The 21,589-nt window shown below is 42.9% G+C and carries 16 protein-coding genes and 1 riboswitch; of the genes, 12 read left to right on the top strand and 4 right to left on the bottom strand.

Annotated features, from left to right (window positions below; genetic code table 11):
• The first annotated feature begins 240 nt into the window (after positions 1-240).
• The 3 genes from J9317_RS14860 to J9317_RS14850 all read left to right on the top strand — a co-directional run bounded on the left by J9317_RS14860 (position 241) and on the right by J9317_RS14850 (position 4,580).
• A complete protein-coding gene (locus J9317_RS14860; RefSeq protein ID WP_211559883.1) occupies positions 241-1,317 on the top strand; it encodes a bifunctional 3-deoxy-7-phosphoheptulonate synthase/chorismate mutase in 1,077 nt (358 codons plus the stop codon).
• Positions 1,318-1,840: 523 nt separating this feature from the next.
• Positions 1,841-2,842: a catabolite control protein A gene (ccpA, locus tag J9317_RS14855; RefSeq protein ID WP_035409528.1), complete on the top strand. Its 1,002-nt coding sequence runs from the start codon at positions 1,841-1,843 to the stop codon at positions 2,840-2,842.
• Between the two features lie 166 nt (positions 2,843-3,008).
• Complete coding sequence (locus J9317_RS14850; protein ID WP_211559881.1) at positions 3,009-4,580, top strand: IS1182 family transposase; 1,572 nt, start codon at positions 3,009-3,011, stop codon at positions 4,578-4,580.
• Positions 4,581-4,703: 123 nt separating this feature from the next.
• On the opposite strand, the gene J9317_RS14845 is transcribed toward J9317_RS14850, so the two are convergent.
• From J9317_RS14845 to J9317_RS14835, 3 genes are all read right to left on the bottom strand, one after another.
• Complete coding sequence (locus J9317_RS14845; RefSeq protein WP_249292195.1) at positions 4,704-5,879, bottom strand: acetoin utilization protein AcuC; 1,176 nt, start codon at positions 5,877-5,879, stop codon at positions 4,704-4,706.
• Positions 5,876-6,520, bottom strand: a complete 645-nt coding sequence (locus tag J9317_RS14840) for an acetoin utilization AcuB family protein (protein WP_211559877.1) — start codon at positions 6,518-6,520, stop codon at positions 5,876-5,878. The genes J9317_RS14845 and J9317_RS14840 overlap by 4 nt, the downstream gene beginning before the upstream one ends.
• Before the next feature lie 61 nt (positions 6,521-6,581).
• Positions 6,582-7,214, bottom strand: coding sequence for a GNAT family N-acetyltransferase (locus J9317_RS14835; RefSeq protein ID WP_211559875.1), 633 nt, complete (start codon positions 7,212-7,214; stop codon positions 6,582-6,584).
• A 416-nt stretch (positions 7,215-7,630) separates the two neighbouring features.
• On the opposite strand from J9317_RS14835, the gene acsA reads away from it, so the two are divergent.
• The 4 genes from acsA (at position 7,631) to J9317_RS14815 (ending at position 13,101) form a co-directional block, all read left to right on the top strand.
• Complete coding sequence (gene acsA / locus J9317_RS14830; protein ID WP_211559873.1) at positions 7,631-9,346, top strand: acetate--CoA ligase; 1,716 nt, start codon at positions 7,631-7,633, stop codon at positions 9,344-9,346.
• A gap of 195 nt (positions 9,347-9,541) precedes the next feature.
• Positions 9,542-10,297, top strand: coding sequence for a DeoR/GlpR family DNA-binding transcription regulator (locus J9317_RS14825; protein WP_211559871.1), 756 nt, complete (start codon positions 9,542-9,544; stop codon positions 10,295-10,297).
• On the top strand, positions 10,294-11,208 hold the full coding sequence (pfkB, locus tag J9317_RS14820) for a 1-phosphofructokinase (protein WP_211559869.1): 915 nt from the start codon (positions 10,294-10,296) through the stop codon (positions 11,206-11,208). The genes J9317_RS14825 and pfkB overlap by 4 nt, the downstream gene beginning before the upstream one ends.
• 12 nt (positions 11,209-11,220) lie before the next feature.
• Positions 11,221-13,101, top strand: coding sequence for a PTS fructose transporter subunit IIABC (locus J9317_RS14815; protein WP_211559867.1), 1,881 nt, complete (start codon positions 11,221-11,223; stop codon positions 13,099-13,101).
• A 374-nt stretch (positions 13,102-13,475) separates the two neighbouring features.
• On the opposite strand, the gene J9317_RS14810 is transcribed toward J9317_RS14815, so the two are convergent.
• Positions 13,476-14,360 (bottom strand): glycoside hydrolase family 191 protein, encoded by an 885-nt coding sequence (locus J9317_RS14810; RefSeq protein WP_211559865.1) that lies wholly within the window; start codon positions 14,358-14,360, stop codon positions 13,476-13,478.
• A gap of 35 nt (positions 14,361-14,395) precedes the next feature.
• Positions 14,396-14,486: riboswitch (cyclic di-GMP riboswitch) on the bottom strand.
• 65 nt (positions 14,487-14,551) lie between these two features.
• Here J9317_RS14810 and J9317_RS14805 point away from each other — a divergent pair.
• From J9317_RS14805 to pelG, 5 genes are read left to right on the top strand one after another with little or no spacing between them, the layout of a single operon-like run.
• On the top strand, positions 14,552-15,778 hold the full coding sequence (locus J9317_RS14805; RefSeq protein ID WP_211559863.1) for a hypothetical protein: 1,227 nt from the start codon (positions 14,552-14,554) through the stop codon (positions 15,776-15,778).
• Positions 15,775-16,683: a tetratricopeptide repeat protein gene (locus J9317_RS14800; RefSeq protein ID WP_211559861.1), complete on the top strand. Its 909-nt coding sequence runs from the start codon at positions 15,775-15,777 to the stop codon at positions 16,681-16,683. The genes J9317_RS14805 and J9317_RS14800 overlap by 4 nt, the downstream gene beginning before the upstream one ends.
• The gene (locus J9317_RS14795; RefSeq protein WP_211559859.1) at positions 16,680-18,530 is read left to right on the top strand and encodes a DUF2194 domain-containing protein; all 1,851 of its coding nucleotides are present in this window, start codon (positions 16,680-16,682) and stop codon (positions 18,528-18,530) included. The genes J9317_RS14800 and J9317_RS14795 overlap by 4 nt, the downstream gene beginning before the upstream one ends.
• Positions 18,527-19,963 carry a GT4 family glycosyltransferase PelF gene (pelF, locus tag J9317_RS14790; RefSeq protein ID WP_211559857.1) on the top strand — a complete coding sequence of 479 codons (1,437 nt, stop codon included), beginning with the start codon at positions 18,527-18,529 and terminating at the stop codon, positions 19,961-19,963. Before J9317_RS14795 ends, pelF begins: the two co-directional genes overlap by 4 nt.
• A complete protein-coding gene (pelG, locus tag J9317_RS14785; protein ID WP_211559855.1) occupies positions 19,926-21,386 on the top strand; it encodes an exopolysaccharide Pel transporter PelG in 1,461 nt (486 codons plus the stop codon). Before pelF ends, pelG begins: the two co-directional genes overlap by 38 nt.
• The last annotated feature ends 203 nt before the right edge of the window (positions 21,387-21,589 follow it).

The raw sequence follows: 21,589 nt of genomic DNA, 5'->3' as shown, positions 1-21,589 counted from the left end.
AGCGAACGCCTGCAGCGGAAATCAATAGCCCAGTCTAACAGAGCCTTAAAAATAGATAAGCACAAGTTTGCTTTGATTTACGTAAAATGCTTTATCGCTTAAAAGCGTTTAAATGTTAAAGAACTTTTTCGTGACATGGAGAGTAAAGTTGTTTATAATAAACACTAATCAGAAACGCGGGCGTGAACATAGCGATTCATAACTTGCGTAATATAAAGATACAGCGAAAGGATGAGTAGAATGAGTCACGCAGAATTAGAAGCACTCCGGGAGAGAGCAGACGAAATCAATCTTCAAATTCTTAAACTAATTAATGAACGGGGCAGACTGGTTCAGGAAATTGGAAAAGCAAAAGAAGCACAGGGTGTTAATCGTTATGACCCGGTTCGCGAGCGCAAAATGCTAAATCAAATTCTAGAGTCTAATGATGGACCTTTTGAACAGTCTACTCTTCAGCATATTTTCAAAGAAATTTTCAAAGCGGGATTAGAGCTGCAGGAAGATGATCACAGCAAAGCGCTGCTTGTATCAAGAAAGAAAAAGGCTGAAGATACAGTGGTTATGGTAAAGGGTGAGCCAATCGGCGACGGAGGGCAATCCTTCATTGTAGGCCCTTGCGCAGTGGAAAGCTATGAGCAGGTAGCAGCTGTGGCAGCAGCGGCTAAAAAACAAGGAATTAAAATTTTGCGCGGCGGTGCCTTCAAGCCAAGAACAAGCCCATATGATTTCCAGGGCTTAGGATTAGAAGGCTTGAAAATCCTTAAAAAAGTAGCGGATGAATACGATCTTGCTGTAATCAGTGAAATTGTTAATCCTGCAGATATAGAAATCGCTCTTGATTATGTTGATGTCATTCAAATCGGTGCACGCAATATGCAGAACTTTGAGCTTCTAAAAGCTGCTGGTGCGGTTCGCAAGCCTGTTTTGCTTAAGAGAGGTCTTGCTGCTACCCTGCAGGAATTCATGAATGCTGCTGAGTACATCATTGCCCAAGGAAATGATCAAATCATTCTTTGCGAGCGCGGTATTCGCACATATGAAAAAGCAACCCGCAACACGCTGGATATTTCAGCTGTGCCGATTTTAAAACAAGAAACTCATTTACCGGTATTCGTAGATGTAACGCATTCTACAGGAAGAAAAGATCTTCTTCTTCCAACTGCAAAAGCTGCACTTGCAATTGGGGCAGACGGAGTAATGGCAGAGGTTCATCCTGACCCGGCCGTTGCGCTTTCCGATTCAGCACAGCAAATGAACATCGACGAATTCAACAATTGGATTTCTGAACTTAGACCAATGGTGAAAGTAAAAGCATAATAATGGGAAAAGGGCTGTCTAATAAGTCCTGCAGAGAGAAAATAATTGAAACTAAAACCCCCTGAACGCTTTGTTCATTCAGGGGGTTTTGGTTTTACATAGGTACTTTGAACAATTAATGTTAAGGCTGATTGGAGCGGAAGGTGCTTGACTCCTGCGGGAGCAGCGGGAAGGTGAGACCCCACAGGCGCTTGCGCCGCGGAGGCTCACCGCCCGCCCAAGGATAATCAAGCAGCCTGCAGCGGAAATCAGTCAAAACCAATCTAGCTTTAAAATGCGAAAGGAGCTTTGAAAACTGACTTTCTGGACGGCATCTTTCTTTTCTAAATCATAAGTAAGCGCTTAACGAAACTGAGTATTCAAAATCCATGTTAAAAGGGTGTAAATTCGTTGCTTACGCTTTCATTGTATCGTATGATTAGGTACATGAATGTAGAAATAGAGCGATGATACTATTATTTTGTCAAGTTGCTCATACTACATATAAACAGGACATGCAGGCAAGTTAAAGGAGTGTATAAAAATGAGCAATATAACCATATATGATGTGGCGCGGGAAGCAAATGTATCAATGGCAACCGTATCACGTGTCGTGAATGGCAATCCAAACGTAAAACCTACTACAAGGAAAAAGGTGCTTGAATCCATAGAGCGTCTAGGCTACCGCCCGAACGCTGTCGCAAGAGGCTTGGCGAGCAAAAAGACAACAACAGTAGGTGTAATCATCCCGGATATTTCCAGTATCTTTTATGCAGAACTGGCAAGAGGAATTGAAGATATCGCAACGATGTATAAGTACAATATTATTTTAAGCAATTCTGACCAAAATCAGGATAAAGAGCTTCATTTGCTTAATACGATGCTTGGAAAACAAGTGGACGGAATTCTGTTTATGAGCGGAAACGTTACGAGCGCTCATACCGAAGAATTCAAGCGTTCTCCTGTGCCTATCGTACTTGCTGCCTCAATAGACATGGAAAACGAAACACCTTCCGTTAACATTAATTATGAACAGGGTGCTTATGATGCGGTAACCATGCTTGCTGATAAAGGCCACAAACGGATCGGCTATGTGTCAGGTCCATTGGAAGAGCCTACAAATCGTGAAAAGAAGCTAAACGGCTACAAGCGTGCGCTTAAGGATGCAGGAATTTCCTTTGATGAAAATCTCGTTACTGAAGGAGATTACACATACGACTCAGGGATTGAGGCGTATGAAAAGCTCGAGGAATTATCAGACAAGCCTACGGCTATATTTGTAGGAACGGATGAAATGGCGTTAGGTGTTATCCATGCTGCACAAGACCGGGGACGCAGCATCCCGGCTGATGTGGAAATCATCGGATTTGATAATACACGTTTAGCTACAATGGTACGCCCGCAGCTTACGACAGTCGTCCAGCCGACTTATGACATTGGAGCGGTTGCGATGCGTTTACTGACGAAGCTAATGAACAAAGAAACCGTAGAAGAAAAAGCGGTTGAATTGCCGCACCGCATCGAAGTGCGCCAATCAACTAAATAAACAAACAAAAGAGGCTGGGACAAAACCCAGTAAATAAGAGAGGCCATCGCAAATAAGTTTGCGACGGCCTCTCTTTCTATTTTTTGCATTCATTTTTAATGAAGAATATAAGGACACCTTCTGATAAAATTAAAGTTACCACACAATAACCATCGGAGGTGCCCTTATGTATAAACAGTATAACATGGACCAGGTTGTTTTGCCCCTGGATTTAGAAATGAAACTCGATGAAAAAGATATTGCCCACACCGTTCATCATATGGTTGAACAGATTCCCAACGAAGCCTTTTCTAGTTTCGTACGCGAGACCGGGTGTCCAGCTTATCACCCGAGAATGATGATGAAAATTATCTTATGCGCTTATACCCAATCTGTTTTTTCTGGCAGAAAAATTGAGGGACTCCTTACAGACAGCGTTCGGATGATGTGGCTTTCTCAAGGGTATGTCCCGTGTTATCGAACCATTAACCGGTTCCGGGTCCATCCGGAAGTGAAACACCTTCTTCGTCAAGGATTTGTCCAATTTCGATGTCAGCTGGTTCAAAAAAAGCTAATTGATGCCGAGGCGATTTTTATTGATGGAACCAAAATTGAAGCCAACGCCAATAAGTTTACATTTGTCTGGCGGAAATCGGTGGAGAGGTATAGTGACAGCTTGGTGGAGAAGTCCAGCCAAATCTATGATGAACTGTTGGAAAAGGATATTATCCCGGCCATTGAACGGGATCATGAGGAAGAACTCAAGGCGGAAGAGCTCTCTTTAATCGTGAAACAACTGGAAGAAAAAGTGGAGGAACTGAATCAAAAAATAGAGGCAAGTGAAGATGGGAAAGCACGGAAAGAACTTCGTTCCATGCGCAAAGAACCAAAGAAGCTTCATAAGATGTTTACAGATTTTGTGACGCGCAAACAAAAATATGAAAACGATATGAAAATCTTCAAGGAACGCAACAGTTACTCAAAAACGGATCCGGATGCGACGTTCATGCGAATGAAAGATGATTACATGAAAAATGGACAACTCAAACCCGGTTATAATGTTCAGATTGCGACTCAAGGTCAATTTACGCTCGCTTACGATTTATTTCCAAATCCAACTGATACACGCACATTCATTCCATTTTTGAATCATATTGAGAAGTACTTCTTCAAACTCCCGGAGTATATCGTCGCGGATGCGGGGTATGGAAGCGAAGAAAACTACGCGGATGTCTTAGAGAATCGGAAACGTACACCGCTCATTACCTATAATACCTATCGTAAAGAGAACAAAAAGAGTTTCAAGAAGAACGAGTTTCACGCCGCCAATTGGGCGTACAAGGAAGAAGACGATTCGTTCACATGTCCAAAAGGGAAACGATTGACGTTCCGCTATTTATCCCATCGCACCGATCGCACCGGCTTTAAGCGAGAGATCAAAGTATATGAATGCGAGGACTGTTCCGATTGCCCTCTACGCGCTCAATGTACAAAAGCGAAGGATGGGAATAACCGCAAGGTCTATTACAACGAGAAGTGGGAGCAACAGAAAAATCAGATCAAGCAGCAGCTTTCGGAAGAAAAAACGGGCTCCATCTACGCTCAACGCAAGATTGACGTAGAACCAGTTTTTGGATATCTGAAGGCTAATTTGCGTTTCAACCGAATGTCCGTAAGGGGCAAAAACAAGGTAGAAAACGAATTAGGTTTTGCCTTCATGGCGGTGAACTTGAAAAAGTACACCGCCATGAACACATAAAAGTCCAGAGAAGTGTGGATTCCATCACAAAAAAGGGTTCCGATCAGAAAAACCATCTGATCGGAACCCTTTATTCATTATTTCTGGTTAGTTTTGTCCCAGACCCTTTTCTAATAGATTATTTTATCCGTTGGCATTTTTCTTCGTCATTTGATTTTGCCGAATGATTTGCAGCGCTTTAGCAACCGTGTGCGCGTTCTTTTCTTCAATTTCAGGTTTGCGGGGAATTGGTTTATAAAGCGGCCTTGGATCTTCCCAGCCGGCTGGGAGCGGAACAGGTGATTGGTCTTGCCAGGCATCCAGCCATTCCTGCGGAAGAGGACCTGAAGGAATTTCGTTTTGCATTTGCAGCCAAATCATGGCCCATGCTCTTGGAACGACCCGCCATATATCATAGCCCCCGCCGCCTACAGCAATCCACCTGCCATTGCAATATTCATGTGCTAATTCATGTGCAAGCTTAGGAATTTCCTTGTAAATTTCCATTGTTGACGAGAGATGTGTAAGAGGATCTAAATAATGAGCATCTGCACCATTTTGTGAAAAGATTACATCGGGTTTGAAGAATTTTATAACTTCCCGGAATGAATTCCTGTAGGCATCGAGCCAGGATTCATCCTCTGTAAACGCATCAAGAGGGATATTGAAGGAATAGCCATATCCGGCTCCGTGACCGCGTTCCGTTATGTTTCCTGTTCCAGGAAATAAATAGCGTCCAGTCTCATGCAAGGATAGGGTGCAAACAGACGGGTCGTCATAAAAAGACCATTGAACTCCGTCTCCATGATGGGCATCCGTGTCGACATACATGACCCTTGCCTGGTATTTTTCCTGCATATACTTGATCGCTACGGAACTGTCGTTATAGACGCAAAATCCAGAAGCCTTACCCCGGAACCCATGGTGCAGCCCACCCCCCAGATTTAATGCGTGCTTCGCTTTTCCGGTCATTACTGCATCAACAGCCTCAAGTGTACCACCGACAAGTGCTGCACTCGCATCATGCATCCCTGCAAAGATGGGAGTATCCTCTGTGCCAATGCCGTAATTTCCTGCTTCTTCTTCTCCTAATTCACCTTTTCCTGCTTTTTGCACAGCCTCAATGTATTTCTGGTCGTGGATAAGAGCAAGTTCCTCAGGAGTAGCTCTCCTTGCGGGAATAATCATGCTATCTTCGATTTTCCCCATTTTCTTCAGCAAATCCAAAGTCAGTTTTACCCGAAGCTGATTAAATGGATGATGCTGGTTAAACTGATAGTTCAGGAATTCCTCAGAATATACAAAAAGGGAGTCCTTCATAACGGCATCCCCGGCATATTTGGCCATAAAACAGGGTAACCGGCCGCCTCCAGATCAGAAATAATGCCAGTAGGGTTCATTGTCTGCACCCTGAATACCAGGATTTTGAAGTGATCATCCCGGTCAGGATAAACGAGGACACTTGCAATATTGATATTGCGCTGCTGAAAAATTCCTGATACTTCAGATAGCATTCCTGCACGGTTTGGTACTTTCACTTCTATCTGAGAGCCCGGCTGATTTGCCCCCGTAAGCTGAACAAATGTATGAAGCAAGTCGGATTCGGTAATAATCCCTGCTAGTTTTCCAGCTTTTAAGATAGGCATGCAGCCAATTTTTCGTTCATAAAAGATAGATGAAATTTCTTCAACAAAATCGAGAGGATGTCCTGTTACAACATCCGTTTTCATAATATTTTCAAGCGGCTGGTCTAACTCGTCCACTTTTTCGATAAGCTGAAATACTGATGGGGCTGCGTCTTTAACATCCCGGTCTGAGACGATTCCTGCAAGTGACCCATTACCGTTAACAATTGGGATATGCCGAATCCTTTCCTTCTTCATCACATCAATTGCTTTTGCTAATGTATCCCCTGGATTGAGCGTAATTACTTTCCTGTTCATGATCTGATCGACAATCATGCAATTCCATCCCCTTTGCAGCCTTAGCTTACAGTACGCGGAAAAATTGATAGCCTTAATTTTAGTACATGAAACGGTTTTTAAAGCGAAGTTTATCAAATTGCTGAATAGATTCCGGATCGACTCTTTTTCCAATCCTCGCCATCAAACAATTGGCAGGATGGGAACTAATCTCCGGTTCATCAGTCGCAAACCATTCAAGTCCACCGGCATTCATCATTTTTTCCATCACTTTACGATATTCCCATACGTTTAAGCTTGTTCCTTTTAAATCCCAATGCCAGTAATATTCTGTCGTGATGATGATGTAATCTTCCATTTTGTCATCCATCATCGATACTCTCAAAAGGTTTTTTCCAGCAGCGCATCCCCTAAACTCGGGAATCACTTCAATGGCGCCAAGCTCAATCAGATTTTCCATATTTCCTTCAGACCATCTTTCCAAAGGGTCCGGGTACAGGTACGTCACATATCCGACGATTGTATGCTTATGGCGTGCTATGAGAATTCTTCCCTCAGGCAAATCAGCTATTTCGATTAAAGCTTTATGCTGCTGTCCGGGGGGCCTGAAAGCAACTAAATCCCGGTGAAATTCATAATCTGCAAGTTTACCGGATGCAATCGGACCTTCAATTATGAGAGAGCCGTTAGGAGTTTTCAATTCCATGGCATTATAGGTTTTGTTATGTTCCATTAGGTCACCCGCCTCTTTCTGCATCATTGAAAAGTAAGTTTCTTTCTTCTAAATAAGTTTATTAAGGTGTCCCTCTATCGCATTCTATAAAACGGCAAGTAGAACGCTGCCCTGTTAAGCAAAATTAGCCGCTTCTGTTTTAATTATAGGCTATGTTAAAGCATCAAGTTGATTTTTAACACCTGTTGATTGGATCGAACGAAAGCCAAGTTTAACGGAGCATAATTTTAAGCTCTTATTTCATAGATTGTTCTTATTTAGTAGATTTTTTGACACAAAGCAAACTAACGTTAAAACTTCCTTCTATTATACTACAAATAATAAAGCGTTTTCACAAACATATTGTTTAAAAATTGAGAAAAATCAACTCGTATACTATAATAAATATTGAATCAAGAACAGAGGGGGATTCAGGGATGAAATTGGAAGCGCTGCCAGCGTCGAAGGGTAATTATAATCTAAACGACTACGATGAAGCGTATAAGAATTTTAACTGGAAAGATGCGGAGAAGAATTTCTCCTGGCATCAAACGGGAAAATTAAACGCAGCCTATGAAGCAATTGATCGTCATGCAGAGACCCATCGCAAAAATAAAGTTGCGCTTTATTATCGAGACCCTTCCCGGAGCGAAAAATATACGTTTAAAGAAATGAAGGATCTATCCAACCAGGCAGGAAATGTACTCCGCCAGGCGGCCAATGTTGAAAAAGGTGACCGGGTTTTCGTCTTTATGCCGAGAACGCCAGAGCTCTACTTTATCATTCTTGGCGCCATCAAATCAGGAGCGATTGTTGGACCGCTATTTGAAGCATTCATGGAGGGCGCGGTTAAGGACCGTCTTTATGACAGCAGTGCAAAGGTCATTGTGACGACGCCTGAACTGCTCGAACGGATTCCTCATGATGAGCTTCCCGATCTAAAGCACATTATTCTCGTGGGAGATGAGACGGTCGAAGGCGACTTTATACATTTCGGAAAAGAAATGGAAAAGGCAAGCAAGGATTTTGAAATAGAGTGGCTGGATGCAGAGGACGGCATGCTCCTTCATTATACTTCCGGTTCTACAGGGAAGCCAAAAGGTGTCCTGCATGTTCAGCGGGCCATGATCCAGCATTTTCAGACAGCTGAATGGGTTCTTGATATGAAGGAAGATGACGTATATTGGTGCACAGCTGACCCGGGTTGGGTAACGGGTACTGTCTATGGGATATTCGGACCTTGGCTGCACGGCGCGTCGAATGTAATCGTCGGAGGCAGATTCAAACCGGAAGCCTGGTACCAGACAATTGAAGATCTGGGGGTTACGGTTTGGTACAGTGCACCGACAGCATTCAGAATGCTGATGGGTGCAGGGGATGAAATTATCAAAAATTTCAATCTCAGCAGCTTGCGTCACATCCTTAGCGTCGGGGAGCCTCTCAACCCTGAGGTAATCCGCTGGGGAACAAAAGTTTTCAGCCAAAGAATCCATGATACGTGGTGGATGACAGAAACAGGAGCCCAAACCATCTGCAACTACCCTAGTCTTGAAATTAAGCCGGGGTCTATGGGAAAACCAGTTCCGGGGGTCAAGGCTGCCATTGTTGATGATCAGGGAAATGAACTTCCTGCTTATCAAATGGGAAATCTGGCAATTAAAAAGGGCTGGCCTTCCATGATGCATGCGATATGGAACAACCAGGAAAAATATGAATCCTATTTTATGCCTGGCGACTGGTATGTATCAGGGGATTCCGCTTATATGGATGAAGACGGATACTTCTGGTTCCAGGGAAGAATTGATGATGTAATCATGACATCCGGCGAGCGGGTAGGACCGTTTGAAGTAGAAAGCAAGCTGGTTGAACATCCGGCAATCGCAGAAGCAGGGGTAATCGGCAAGCCCGACCCTGTTCGCGGAGAAATCATTAAGGCGTTCATTGCTTTAAGAGACGGCTATGAGCCATCTGATGAATTGAGCGAGGAAATCCGGACGTTTGTAAAGAAAGGTCTGGCTGCTCACGCTGCCCCAAGAGAAATTGAGTTTAAAGATAAGCTTCCTAAAACAAGAAGCGGAAAAATCATGCGCAGAGTATTGAAAGCATGGGAGCTGGATTTGCCTGCAGGTGACTTGTCGACAATGGAAGACTAATTAAATAATAGAGTTAGCCCGAGCCCGTAAGTTGGTTCGGTTTTTTTTTTAATGTTTTGAACAATAATGAATGAAAATGACTGATTTTAAATATTATTAGATTAATATTGATTGAAATTGAATGTTTTTGATTGATTTATGTAAGGGCTTTCGTTACAATGTGGTCATAAGGCACTATTTATTGGAGGTGCGCCGATGCTTACACCAGAGCGCCACGGCAAGATTCTTGCCATGATTGAAGAAAAAGAAATTGTTAATATCCAGGAGCTCGTTGATGCTACTCATTCTTCTGAATCTACAATTAGAAGAGATTTAAGCCAGCTTCATAAAGAAAAAAAACTGAAACGGGTTCATGGAGGGGCAGAACTTCTTCATCAAAAGGGCATAGAGCCGAACATCGCGCAAAAGGCAGATATCAACCTTGATGAAAAGCAAAAAATAGGAAAGTTTGCAGCAGGACTTGTGAAGGACGGAGACCGGATTTTTCTGGACGCCGGAACTACTACCCTGCAGATGATCCGCTATCTGGAAGGAAAGGACATTATGGTTGTAACAAATGGCCTTACCCATTTAGAAGAGCTGTCACAATATCAAATTCCCACCTATTTAATAGGCGGCTATGTAAAGCAGACAACAAGAGCACTGATTGGTGCGCGTGCTATCTCGAGCTTAAGTGAATACCGCTTTGACAAATGTTTTATGGGAGTCAACGGAATTCATGCTGAATCGGGGTATACCACACCTGATCCAGAGGAGGCGGCTGTTAAAACAAGCGCCATCCGCTTCTCGCAAACGGCTTATATGCTTGCTGACCGCAGCAAATTTGACGAGGTTGCGTTTGCAAAAATTGCGGACCTGCACGAGGCCATCGTGATTACGAATGAACTTGATGAGGATTTGCTTGAAGAATATGCTGAAAAAACTGAGATAAAGGTTGTGGGCGCATCATGATTTATACATGTACATTGAATCCTTCTATTGATTACTTAATTCAGCTGGAAGAATTTCAATTAGGAAGCCTGAATCGCTCAAAGGAAACGCAGCTTTTCCCGGGCGGAAAAGGCATTAACGTCTCAAGAGTAATGAAACGGCTGGGAACCGAGAGTACGGCCCTGGGTTTTGCGGGAGGATTCACAGGTGATTATATACAAAATTTCCTTCATTCAGAATTGATAACAGCTGATTTTATTGAAGTTCAGGACAACACAAGAATCAACGTTAAGTTAAAAACCGGAATGGAAACAGAAATTAATGCCTCAGGTCCTGCTATTACAATTGAGCAGCAGGAACAGCTTATTACAAAAATACGTCAGCTTAAAAAAGGAGATTTACTGGTCCTTGCCGGAAGCATTCCTTCCTCACTGCCGCTGACATTTTACCGCAATCTTACAGAAATCTGCAAAAGTGCAGGAGTAGAGACAGTAATCGATACGACGGGTCCTGCATTAGAGGAAACGTTTCAATTTGAACCGCTGTTAATCAAGCCGAACCATCACGAGCTGGGAGATCTGTTTCGTGCAAAAGTTTCCACAGTAAATGAAGCCGCTTACTTCGGTAAAAAACTCATCGGCTTAGGTGTCCGGAACGTCATTGTTTCTATGGCGGGCGAAGGAGCGGTGTTTATTAATGAAGATCAGGTTCTTAGGGCTTCCGTTCCAAAGGGAATTTTAAAGAATTCTGTAGGGGCAGGAGATTCGGTTGTGGCAGGTTTCCTGGCGTCTTATACAAAGCAAAGTGATTATGAAGAAGCATTTCGAGCTGGTACAGCTGCAGGAAGTGCGACAGCTTTTTCGCATGATCTTTGTACAAAGGAAGAAGCAGAAAAACTGCTCGAACAAGTAAAAATAGAGAAAATTGGATGAGGAGGCTATAAGATGAGGATTACAGATTTGCTGACTAGAGAAACCATCCTGCTAAATTTATCTGCGGGTTCAAAAGAAGAAGCAATCGACGAACTTGTAAATAAGCTGGATCATGCTGGAAAACTGAATGATCGTGAATTATACAAAGAGGCGATTCTTGCCCGTGAAGCACAAAGCACAACAGGAATTGGAGAGGGCATTGCGATCCCTCATGCCAAAACAAGTGCTGTGAAAAGTCCTGCTATTGCATTCGGCCGTTCGAAAACCGGCATCGATTACGAGTCTTTAGATGGGCAGCCAAGTCATTTGTTCTTTATGATTGCAGCTGGAGAAGGGGCAAATAATACACATTTAGAAACTCTCTCTTCTTTGTCCAGCTTCCTAATGGACCCTGATTTCAGAAAGAAATTGGAGGAAGCAAGAACAGAAAATGAAGTGCTGGAAGCCATCAATTCAAAAGAGGATGCGATGTCTGAAGAGGAGGAGGAATCTGTATCGGATTCAGTTGAACAGCTGGTTCTCGCTGTGACAGCCTGTCCAACCGGGATTGCTCATACGTACATGGCGGCTGACGCTCTGAAAGCTAAAGCAAAAGAAATGGGCGTTATGATCAAAGTAGAAACGAATGGTTCAAGCGGAGTGAAGAATCTGTTAACGCAGGATGAAATTGAAAGGGCTTCCGCGATCATCGTAGCTGCTGACAAGCAGGTGGAGATGGAGCGGTTTGACGGCAAGCATGTAATAGAAGTGCCGGTTGCCCAGGCAATCAGAAAGCCGCAGGAGCTAATCGAACGTGCCCTGAAACAGGATGCTTCTACTTATAAAAGCAGCCAGGGCAGCTCGCAAAAGAGCAATGAGGGCCAAAAAGAAAAAGGACAAAGAACGGGATTTTATAAGCATTTAATGAATGGTGTATCCAATATGCTCCCATTTGTAGTAGGGGGAGGTATACTAATTGCAATTTCCTTCATGTTCGGAATTAACTCCGCAAATCCTAAAGACCCAAGCTATAACCAAATCGCAGAAATTTTGAATACCATCGGCGGAGGAAATGCATTTAAACTAATGATTCCGATTCTTGCAGCATTCATCGCCATGAGTATTGCCGACAGACCCGGTTTTGCACCAGGAGCAGTTGGAGGCCTGCTTGCTTCTAGTGGAGACGCAGGCTTCCTTGGGGGACTGATTGCCGGTTTCCTTGCCGGATATATCGTTTTATTTCTGAAAAAGGCATTCAGCCGGTTACCGAATGCACTTGAAGGAATTAAACCAGTTTTGCTTTATCCGCTGTTCGGGATTCTATTTACAGGAGTGATCATGATCGTAGTGGTAATTCCACCGGCAAAAGCGTTAATGAATCTTCTTGACGGCTGGTTAATAGGGATGGGTAAGGGAAACCTAATCCTTCTTGGATTAATTCTTGGAGGCATGATGGCGGTAGATATGGGCGGACCGTTGAACAAAGCGGCTTACACATTCGGTCTTGCGATGATTGACGCTGGAAACTTTGCTCCTCATGCAGCTATTATGGCTGGAGGAATGGTACCTCCACTTGGCATGGCTCTTGCAACAACGTTTTTTAAAAGTAAATTCACGAAGCAGGAAAGGGAAGCTGGGAAAACGGCTTACATTATGGGAGCTACCTTTATTACGGAAGGAGCGATTCCGTTTGCTGCTGCAGATCCTGGAAGGGTCATTCCAGCATCGGTGATCGGCGCATCGACAGCAGGAGCTCTGTCGATGCTGTTTAACATCAAGCTTCCTGCACCTCATGGAGGGGCATTTGTTATTCCAGTTGTAGATGGCAATCCGTTATTGTATATTCTCGCCATCCTTATCGGAGCAGCTGTAACAGCTCTTATCATCGGATTCTGGAAAAAGCCTATAAAATAAATGGCGAAAGAGACTGCGGAAAATAGTCCGCAGCCTCTTTTTTGTATTCCGCATGTTTACCTAAATTAAAGGGTAATAGGTTAGGAAGAATATTTATTGCGAAATAAGTTACCTTTTTACCTGAATTTTAAATATTCTAAATAGACTAAGTCGATAGAAATGGGTACAATGAATTATATCGGGTGGTAGGACCTTATAAAAAACCAGACTCGCATTTGAGGCAAGTCTGGTTTTACTGAGCCTATTCGAATATTGTCAGCATCTTACGGCTGTGCTACAAATAATGTAAGTCAATTAAAGTAGATTAGAGTCTATTAAGAATGGAGAACTAGTTATTGTCGAAAAATACCGGGTATTTTAGGCTAATATAATAATTACCATCTATTAAAGTCTTTAGTTGCCTTATAATGGAGAAATCCCTGCTGAAGGGAATACCATTCACTCTTAGAGTGCTGTTCAAAAGAAACAGTAAGAACTTTAAGTCCAGTTTCCTTCTGAATGGCTTTTAAATCGCTCATCTGATTTTTAGACCAAGCATCTTTAGAGACAACATTGTGGTTGAAATTCTCCCACATAATTGCATCTACATATTTTGCACTTGTTGTTTTGAGAGTTTCCATGCCCCAATTCTGAATAATTCCAAGAGAAGGGTATGTGTTTTTTACACTTTTAAGCAATTCCTCGAGACCTGCGCGCTGTTTGGCAAGCTCGTCCGGATTTCCGCTGAAATAATCATCTATATTTCCAACGGTGTCGAAAAAGACGCCATCCATATTTTTACTGTAAACTTGGGCTTCAATTTCAGAAAGCAGCAATTGTCTGAAGTGCGGGGAAGACATATTCATCAAGTAGGAATCCCATTGCTGAATATAATATTTCTGACTGGATTGCTGATAGTAATCTGCAGGCTGAAGTTTTTGCAAAAATGCGGTATTCCAATTATCAGCTTCCATCGAGTTGATGTAGCCGAATACTTTCGTACCATTTGCCTTAATCGTTTCGATTTGGGTTTTGGTGTAAAGAAGAGGCTCTATTATGACAAGGTCATAAGCCTTCATCTTATTGATAATAGCCGGGGTGGGAGCATCGTAGAAAATTTTGTAGGTTTTCACGTCATCAAACACTCCATTTGCAGCAGAAACATTTTGGACAGAAGCAGCGGGAAAAGAAGTCGTTAAAGCAGAAGCAGCGGGAGATAAAGAAATAATACTAGATACAGCAAAAAAAGCCAATACAAAAAATCTGATTACGTTATTCATTTGTAATCCCTCCGTTTTTTAACGAGGGATGGTAGCTTCGCAGGCTGGCGATCGGTACTTCCATGTAGAAGTCGACGACCCATGCCTTTGCGTCCTTGCTTTTCAGCAAGTTTGCCCATCACCTTTTGTCCTAATCATATCAGCCTATTTTTCTGAACTCAACCTATTTTTTATAAAAGGCAGTGATTCGAATGATCTACAGACAATCTAATACTATTCTAAAATTAACTGAAGCGATTGGACTATCCATTTTAAGCATCATCCTGGTTTTCCTCTTTACGGACAGTCTCCCTGTGCTGAATGAGGTGCTTTGGTCTGTTGCAATTGTCCTTATTTCTATGAGGTATGGCTTATATTTTGGTCTGATTCCTTTTTTTATCGCCTTTTTAACCTCGCTTGCTTACGAATATCAAAGCGGTGGCGATCTATATCTTTATCTGACAGACTTAAATCATATGCTAGCGATGATGCTATTCTTTTTCCTGCTGCTTTTTACTGGACTATCAAGTAAATCTCATAAAGAAAGATATTCTGATATATCATATTTATATGAAGAAATTTCTGAGGATAAAAAACTTCTGGAAGAAACATTAGACGAAGCATTATCTGTAAATGAGAGTTATAGAAAAAGATTTTTAGAATCAGAGGATCAGTATGCAGAAATGTATGAAATGATTACTGCGCTTCATTTTACGGATTCAGACACAATTTTTAATGAAATGGTGCGCATTGTCAACCAAAAATTCAAAGGCAGCCAGCTTGTTTTATACCTTATTTCCAATCACGGGGATTCAATACGTTCCAAAATAAATACAAACAGAGATGGAAAGCTGAAATCGAATTATTGGATGGCGGAAATGCCATCTCTCTTTAACAAAGTGATGCAGGAAACTTCTCATGTGCTGTTCAGGTCTCCAGAAGATGATCCTGCATCCCCCGCGCTGGCAGGACCGGTTTTTATTTATGGGGAGATGAGATACTTACTCGCAGTGGATGGAATTGATTTAAAGTCGTGCACATCTCAGCAGATTCAGTGGCTTGACTGGTGCTTAAAGTGGATGGGGACAAGGCTTGGCTTTGCCTACAAATATGAGCGGGAGCAGAATCACCATGAAAGATATCCCGGTACGGGAATCTTTAAGCTTGCCTCGTTTTTTAAACGATTCAATGCAGAGCTTGAAAGGGCAGAAAAGATTGGTCAGCCGTTTGTCATTTTTGAACTGAATACAGCCGGACTTTCACTGGATGAAATCGATCTCTTGATGAAAAACCAGCTGAGGGAGCTTGATACAGCAGGCTGGGATGAAGAGACGGAAATTCTTTATGTGCTCCTGCCGGGTGTAGAACCTGTAAACGAAACGGCAGTGAAAGCGAGACTTCAGAGAGCTCTGGAAAAAGAGGTGGATTCGTTAAGATGATATGGATTTTTGCTGCAGGGTCTCTTTTAGGAATAACGGCAGCCTATCTGCTGTCCAGATTTTTCTATGCCAAAAAAATGGAACAAAATCAGTACGGTCTTCTTGCGTTATGGATTCTTCTTTCAATCGCGGTTCCCGTTGCTGGTTTCGCATATGGCTGGTTTTTGCTCTTGGTATACATGAGACAACAGGACGGCACTTTCATGGAGGAATATTCTAGCTACATTCATAATAAGGTGTACAATTTTGAGAGTTTGAGAGAAACGCTGAGGCAGGACCGGGAATTGCTGAACATGACGAGCCACAGCGCGGAAAATACCTGGATGATGAAGAATCTCCTGCTGCGTATGTCGAACGAGAATACAGTCAATCAGGAAAAGATCATTAAGAAAGGACTTAACCATCCGGATATGGAGGCGGTCCATTATGCAGCAACCATTACAAATGTTCTGCATGATCGTTTATTGAATCTTATCCAGCAGCAGAAAAAAGAAATAGTTCCCGACCGGCCCTCCTCTTATAAACAGCTGTTTGCTTCCTATCAGGATTATCTTTCCAGCGAACTCCTTTCTAATGCGATCAGGGAGAAAACCGAGGCTGAATATGAGGCATTTTTGAGAGAAGCAGCAAAAGCATTTCCTGAGGACGTTCAATATACAGAAGCGCTTGGTCTATGTTTATTTGAAAAAAATCCCGAAGAGGGAGAACGCATTTTTGAAAAACTTCTTAAGCAAAACCCGAATTCTGCTAACGTCATGTGGGGATGGTTGAAGATCTCCTATAAAAAAGAGAGATGGGAAAGAGTTTTTGAGCTAGCTGTCAGGCTTAAAAACCATCCGGATTTGGTTTCTTTCCCGGGAAATCAGCAAGAAATTATCCGATTTTTAGGAGGGGAGCAAAAGTGAATGAGCGGATTCCCCGTTTTGCCATTTTTACGTTTGGAGCAGTCATCTTATTGCTTGCTGGAGTTTTATTTATGAATTCGAATCATTTTTATTCCAATTTGCCGCTGAGTAAAAATGGGCAGCCTGCAGAAAAAGTTGCCTATATGAATTCAAGCTATCCTAATAAGAGGGCTGGCAATATGCTGGTGTATTTAACGGAACCTGAAAAGGGAAACAAGCTAAGTGAGGGAACCTTTTTCAATATTAAAAAAGCGCTGGAATATGCGAAAATCCAGTACCAAGTCATTCCAGCAGAAAAGTCCGGGACCCTAAAACCCGACCCGTATACGCTGCTTATTTTAACGGGAGAGAATACAGCCCGCTGGGATTTTGATGCAATTGAACAATTTGTAAATGACGGAGGCCGGCTTTTTTTAGCAAATCGATTTTCTGATCCTGAATGGAATGAATTTCTCGGTATAAAAAAGGAAAATGGATTCGATGACGAAGTCAAAGGAATTACATTTTCAGATTCATTTTTTAAAGGCTATCCTGATCTGGATACAAATTCGGACTATTTCTCCAACAGCATGCTGAAGGCTGAACTGCATCCTGAGGCAAAAACTTATTTGTCCGCCGGATCGCTTCCTTTGCTGTGGACTCGTGACGCAGGCTCCGGAAGAATCGTAAACTGGAACGGTACAAGCCTCCAGGATAAAAGCACACGCGGTCTCATTGTTCAGTCGATCAGCCTCGCATTCCCAGCATTTGTCTCTGGTCAAATGGGTGGAAAAGTCATGTATATTGACGATTTTCCAGCCCCAATCGCAGCATTGGAGTCAAAAAAAATCAGGAATGAATATGGAATGTCATACCCTGAATTTTATAAAAAAATATGGTGGCCGGACATGAAGGCAATTAGTCAAACCTATGATTTTCCTTATACCGGTGCCATCATCGGGACGTATCTTGATAAACCGCGCCTTTTAACCGGACAGCTGATGGAAATGAACCAAAAGGATTTGCTCGCCTATGGAAGGCAGCTGCTGTCGATTAACGGGGAGCTCGCGCTGCATGGATATAATCATGAATCACTTGTGACAAAAGAGGAGCCGGTTTCCTCGGATTTTGGATACCGCTACTGGGAGTCCCAGTCTGAAATGGAAAGTTCGCTTTCTGAACTTAGAGGCGTTCAGGAGGAGCTTTTCCCTGATCAAAAGCTAAGGACTTATGTGCCTCCATCCAATTTGCTGAATCGCACTGGAATATCCGCCTTGAGGCACACAATGCCCAATTTAGAGGTTCTTTCAAGTCTTTATACTGGAGATCCTTCCAATGGCAGCTTGATTCAGGAATTTGGCTATGATTCGGTCTATACGGATTTATATCATTTCCCAAGGATTAATAGCGGTTATACCTTTACAAAAGAGGATCAGTTCCAGCTAACGGATGCTATAGCCAACATGGGGGTATTTTCTCATTTTATTCATCCGGACGATGTGCTCGATGAAGACCGCTCCAAAAATGCAAGCTGGGAAAGTTTAAAGGGAGAGTATGTGCACATGCAATCGTTTCTTGCAAAGAACTTTGAATATGTTAAAGGCTATAAACAAATTGATGCAAAACAACGGATGACAGCCTATCAGGAAGGCCGATGGTCGATTACTTACAAAGAAGACGGGTTGGAGATTCATGGCTATCACGTTCCGAAGCCTTCTTTATTTTATGTCCGGCTGGAGCAGGGAAAAAAACTGAAAGAGGGAAGCTATCCGTTCGGTAAAATTGAAGAGCGGCAGCCTGGACTATACTTATTAAGCATGAACAAGCCTGATGCTGAGGCTGACTGGAAAGAGGCGGGCAGGAAATGAGAGTGGGAATGATCGCTGAAGGTAGTTATCCTTATGTAAGCGGCGGGGTATCGAGCTGGATTCATACCCTGATCACCGGAATGGAAGATATCGAATTCTCTCTTTTTACGATTACTCCTGAAAAGAAAAAAGAAAGTGAACTGAAATATACACTTACCAAGAATACTGTTCATCATCAGAATATCGAATTAATAACCGATCTTCCGGTAAATAGGGTCAAATCCAATCTTACAAAAGAAGAATTATCTCTTCTATTCAGATGGTTTACCTTTCAAACGCTTGATCCGCAGGCGCTTCTTATTCTTGGGAATCGGGAAAAAATGGGGTCGGTGGATGAATTTTTTGAGAGTGAATCTTTTTACACCCTTGTTCAGGAGTGCTATGAATTTGAGGAGCTATATGGGTCATTTCTTGATTATATGTGGATGTGGAAATCCATGTATACACCCATTATGCATCTCCTCCAGCAGGATTACAGTAAAGTCGATGTCATTCATACCGCTTCTACCGGGTATGGAGGGTTAATCGGGACGTATATATCGATTGTACAAAACATCCCTTTTATTATTACTGAGCATGGAATATACTCCAGGGAAAGAGAAGAGGAAATTCTTCAATCATCATGGATTCCTGTTATATACAAAAAAAGATGGATCCAGCTTTTTCATCATCTTTCCAAGATTGCCTATGAACAGGCAGAGGATATTATCACCTTATTTGAAAAAAACCGCGGCTATCAGCTGGAGCTCGGGGCTTCGCCTGAGAAAACGGCTATTGTCCCTAATGGAATAGACATCAATACGGCGTTAACTCTTCAAGGGAAGAAGCCGGTTTTCCATATCGGAGCCATTGTTAGAATTGTACCGATTAAGGATATAAAAACGATGATTTATGCGGCTAACACTTTAAGAAGGTGGGGATATGATTTTCATTGGTCCATTTTAGGGTCAGATGAAGAATTGCCCGAGTATGCACAGGAATGCAAGGATTTAGTTGTGAGTCTTGAACTTGAGCAATGGGTTACCTTTACTGGCAAGGTTAATGTACAGGATTACCTGTTGTCCTTCGATGTGTGTGTTCTGACCAGTCTGTCAGAGGGACAGCCGCTGGCTATCTTGGAGGGAATGGCCGCAGCCAGGCCCTGGGTGGCAACAGATGTAGGAAGCTGCAGAGAACTCATCGAGGGAAGGGAGGAAGATCCGTACGGTGCATGCGGCTTTGTCATTCCTCCTATTCAGCCTGAGGAACTGGCGGATCGTTTGAGATGGTTTATTAATCATCCCGAACTGCTTGGACGGATGGGCCAAAATGGTCTTAACCGTGTGAAAAATGACTACCTATTATCGGACGTTATTACATTTTATAGAAATCTTTATGCAGAGAGGGGTGAAAAGGTTGGCCGGCATCGGATTCCAGCTGCAAAAATTATTTAAAGAAGATTATTATTCTTCCAGGCTAAAAGCGTATTTGTATTCTCTGTTTGTTACAGCGGGCCCTTGGCTGATTGTTATTTTCACCATTCTAATGCTGCAGATCCTGCTCCAGGCAGTCCCGGGGGTCAACTCCCTGAATAAGCAGCTGTTTATGATTTCTGTCTCCTATTGCTTTATGTTTTCTCAGGTTCTATTTGGTTTTCAGCAGCTCGTTGTGACAAGGTATACGGCTGATTGCCTCTACGAAAAAAAAGAAGAAAAGGTATTTTCCTCTTTTCTTGGTTTTTCGGCGGTGACGGCTGCGGCCGCCTTCATCCTATGGCTAGTATTCGCATTGCTGTCGCCGCTGCAGTGGGAATATAAATTTCTTATGCTTGGTTTATTTATGCTTCTTAATTTAATATGGATTATGCTCCTTTATCTGTCAGGTGCTAAGAATTATCAATCCATAGCCCTAGCCTTCCTGGCAGGCGGAGTCTTTTCAATCAGCTGTATGTTTATATTGCTGAAATGGAACCCATTCTCTCAAGGGGAATGGACTCCAGCCTGGATTATGATGGGCAGTTTTACGGCAGGAATCGCAGTGACCTTTCTCTGGCTGGTGAACTCTATGCTGAAAACCTTCCCAAACCGTGCCGCATCTCTGCCATTCGAATATTTGACTTATTTTGATAAATATCCGCAGCTTGCGTTTACAGGGATTTTTTATAATGCCGGGTTATGGGTGAGCAATTGGATCATATGGGTATCGGGCGGGCATTGGCTTTTAGGTACCTTTCGTTACCATCCAGGCTATGATACGGCAGTGTTTTATGCTTACTTAACGATTTTGCCGTCCTATGTCATTTTCGTCGTTTCCATTGAAACAAGATTTTATGAGAGATACCGGGATTTCTTTTCCTTCATCAATGATGGGGGAACGTTAACTCAAATCAGAAAGTCAAAGGGAAAAATGCTGCTTGTGCTTAAACAGGAGATTGAGAGGCTTGTCAGAAATCAAGGGTTTATTTCCCTGGCGATACTATTTTTAGCTCTCTTTATATTCCCTCTGTTTGTCAATGCAGATCTCATATTGGGCATATTCCGGATTACGCTGATTGGAGCTTTTTGCAACGGAATGACCATGATCATGATGCTGCTGCTTCTTTATTTTGATGACCGGGTGGGTGCCCTTATCACCTCTGCAGCATTCTTTGGGGGAATTGCGCTGTTTACGCTGCTGATGCTTCCAGCAGGAGAGGCAGGCTATGGCGTAGGTTTTACGGCAGGGAGCTTGCTCAGCTTTGTCTACTCATCGTTCAGGCTCTTTCAATATGTTTCCAAAGCCGATTATTATGCTTTCTGTAAGTCCCGCCATACTCGTATAGAGGGTCCTTTTCACAATCTGTCCCGCCGGTTAAACCGATTGGCGGGTGCTGAATAATGCATTCTCCAAAAAAAGGACTGTTCAGAAAGTCAGTTTTCAAAGGTGCTTACGCAGTTTGAAATTAGATGGGTTTTGGCTGATTTCCGCTGCAGGATGCTCCCTTTCCGAGGGGCGGGCGGTAAGCTCCTCCGCGCTCCGCGCCTGCGGGTTCTAGCCTGTCCCGCTGCTCCCGCTGGAGTGTCGCACCTTCCGCTCCAATC

Source organism: Metabacillus flavus, from assembly GCF_018283675.1.
GTDB classification, from domain to species: Bacteria; Bacillota; Bacilli; order Bacillales; family Bacillaceae; genus Metabacillus_B; species Metabacillus_B flavus.
Note: the sequence above shows the minus strand (reverse complement) of the source record. Positions and strands in the feature narration are given on the sequence as shown.

What these genes read in the sequence shown, in the direction of transcription:
- ccpA (WP_035409528.1), top strand. Translation starts at nt 1,841, where the DNA reads ATGAGCAATATAACCATATATGATGTGGCGCGGGAAGCAAATGTATCA.
- J9317_RS14800 (WP_211559861.1), top strand. Translation starts at nt 15,775, where the DNA reads ATGATATGGATTTTTGCTGCAGGGTCTCTTTTAGGAATAACGGCAGCC.
- pelF (WP_211559857.1), top strand. Translation starts at nt 18,527, where the DNA reads ATGAGAGTGGGAATGATCGCTGAAGGTAGTTATCCTTATGTAAGCGGC.
- J9317_RS14860 (WP_211559883.1), top strand. Translation starts at nt 241, where the DNA reads ATGAGTCACGCAGAATTAGAAGCACTCCGGGAGAGAGCAGACGAAATC.
- J9317_RS14805 (WP_211559863.1), top strand. Translation starts at nt 14,552, where the DNA reads ATGATCTACAGACAATCTAATACTATTCTAAAATTAACTGAAGCGATT.
- J9317_RS14825 (WP_211559871.1), top strand. Translation starts at nt 9,542, where the DNA reads ATGCTTACACCAGAGCGCCACGGCAAGATTCTTGCCATGATTGAAGAA.
- pfkB (WP_211559869.1), top strand. Translation starts at nt 10,294, where the DNA reads ATGATTTATACATGTACATTGAATCCTTCTATTGATTACTTAATTCAG.
- acsA (WP_211559873.1), top strand. Translation starts at nt 7,631, where the DNA reads ATGAAATTGGAAGCGCTGCCAGCGTCGAAGGGTAATTATAATCTAAAC.
- J9317_RS14845 (WP_249292195.1), bottom strand. Translation starts at nt 5,879, where the DNA reads ATGAAGGACTCCCTTTTTGTATATTCTGAGGAATTCCTGAACTATCAG.
- J9317_RS14840 (WP_211559877.1), bottom strand. Translation starts at nt 6,520, where the DNA reads ATGATTGTCGATCAGATCATGAACAGGAAAGTAATTACGCTCAATCCA.
- J9317_RS14810 (WP_211559865.1), bottom strand. Translation starts at nt 14,360, where the DNA reads ATGAATAACGTAATCAGATTTTTTGTATTGGCTTTTTTTGCTGTATCT.
- J9317_RS14850 (WP_211559881.1), top strand. Translation starts at nt 3,009, where the DNA reads ATGTATAAACAGTATAACATGGACCAGGTTGTTTTGCCCCTGGATTTA.
- J9317_RS14835 (WP_211559875.1), bottom strand. Translation starts at nt 7,214, where the DNA reads ATGGAACATAACAAAACCTATAATGCCATGGAATTGAAAACTCCTAAC.
- J9317_RS14815 (WP_211559867.1), top strand. Translation starts at nt 11,221, where the DNA reads ATGAGGATTACAGATTTGCTGACTAGAGAAACCATCCTGCTAAATTTA.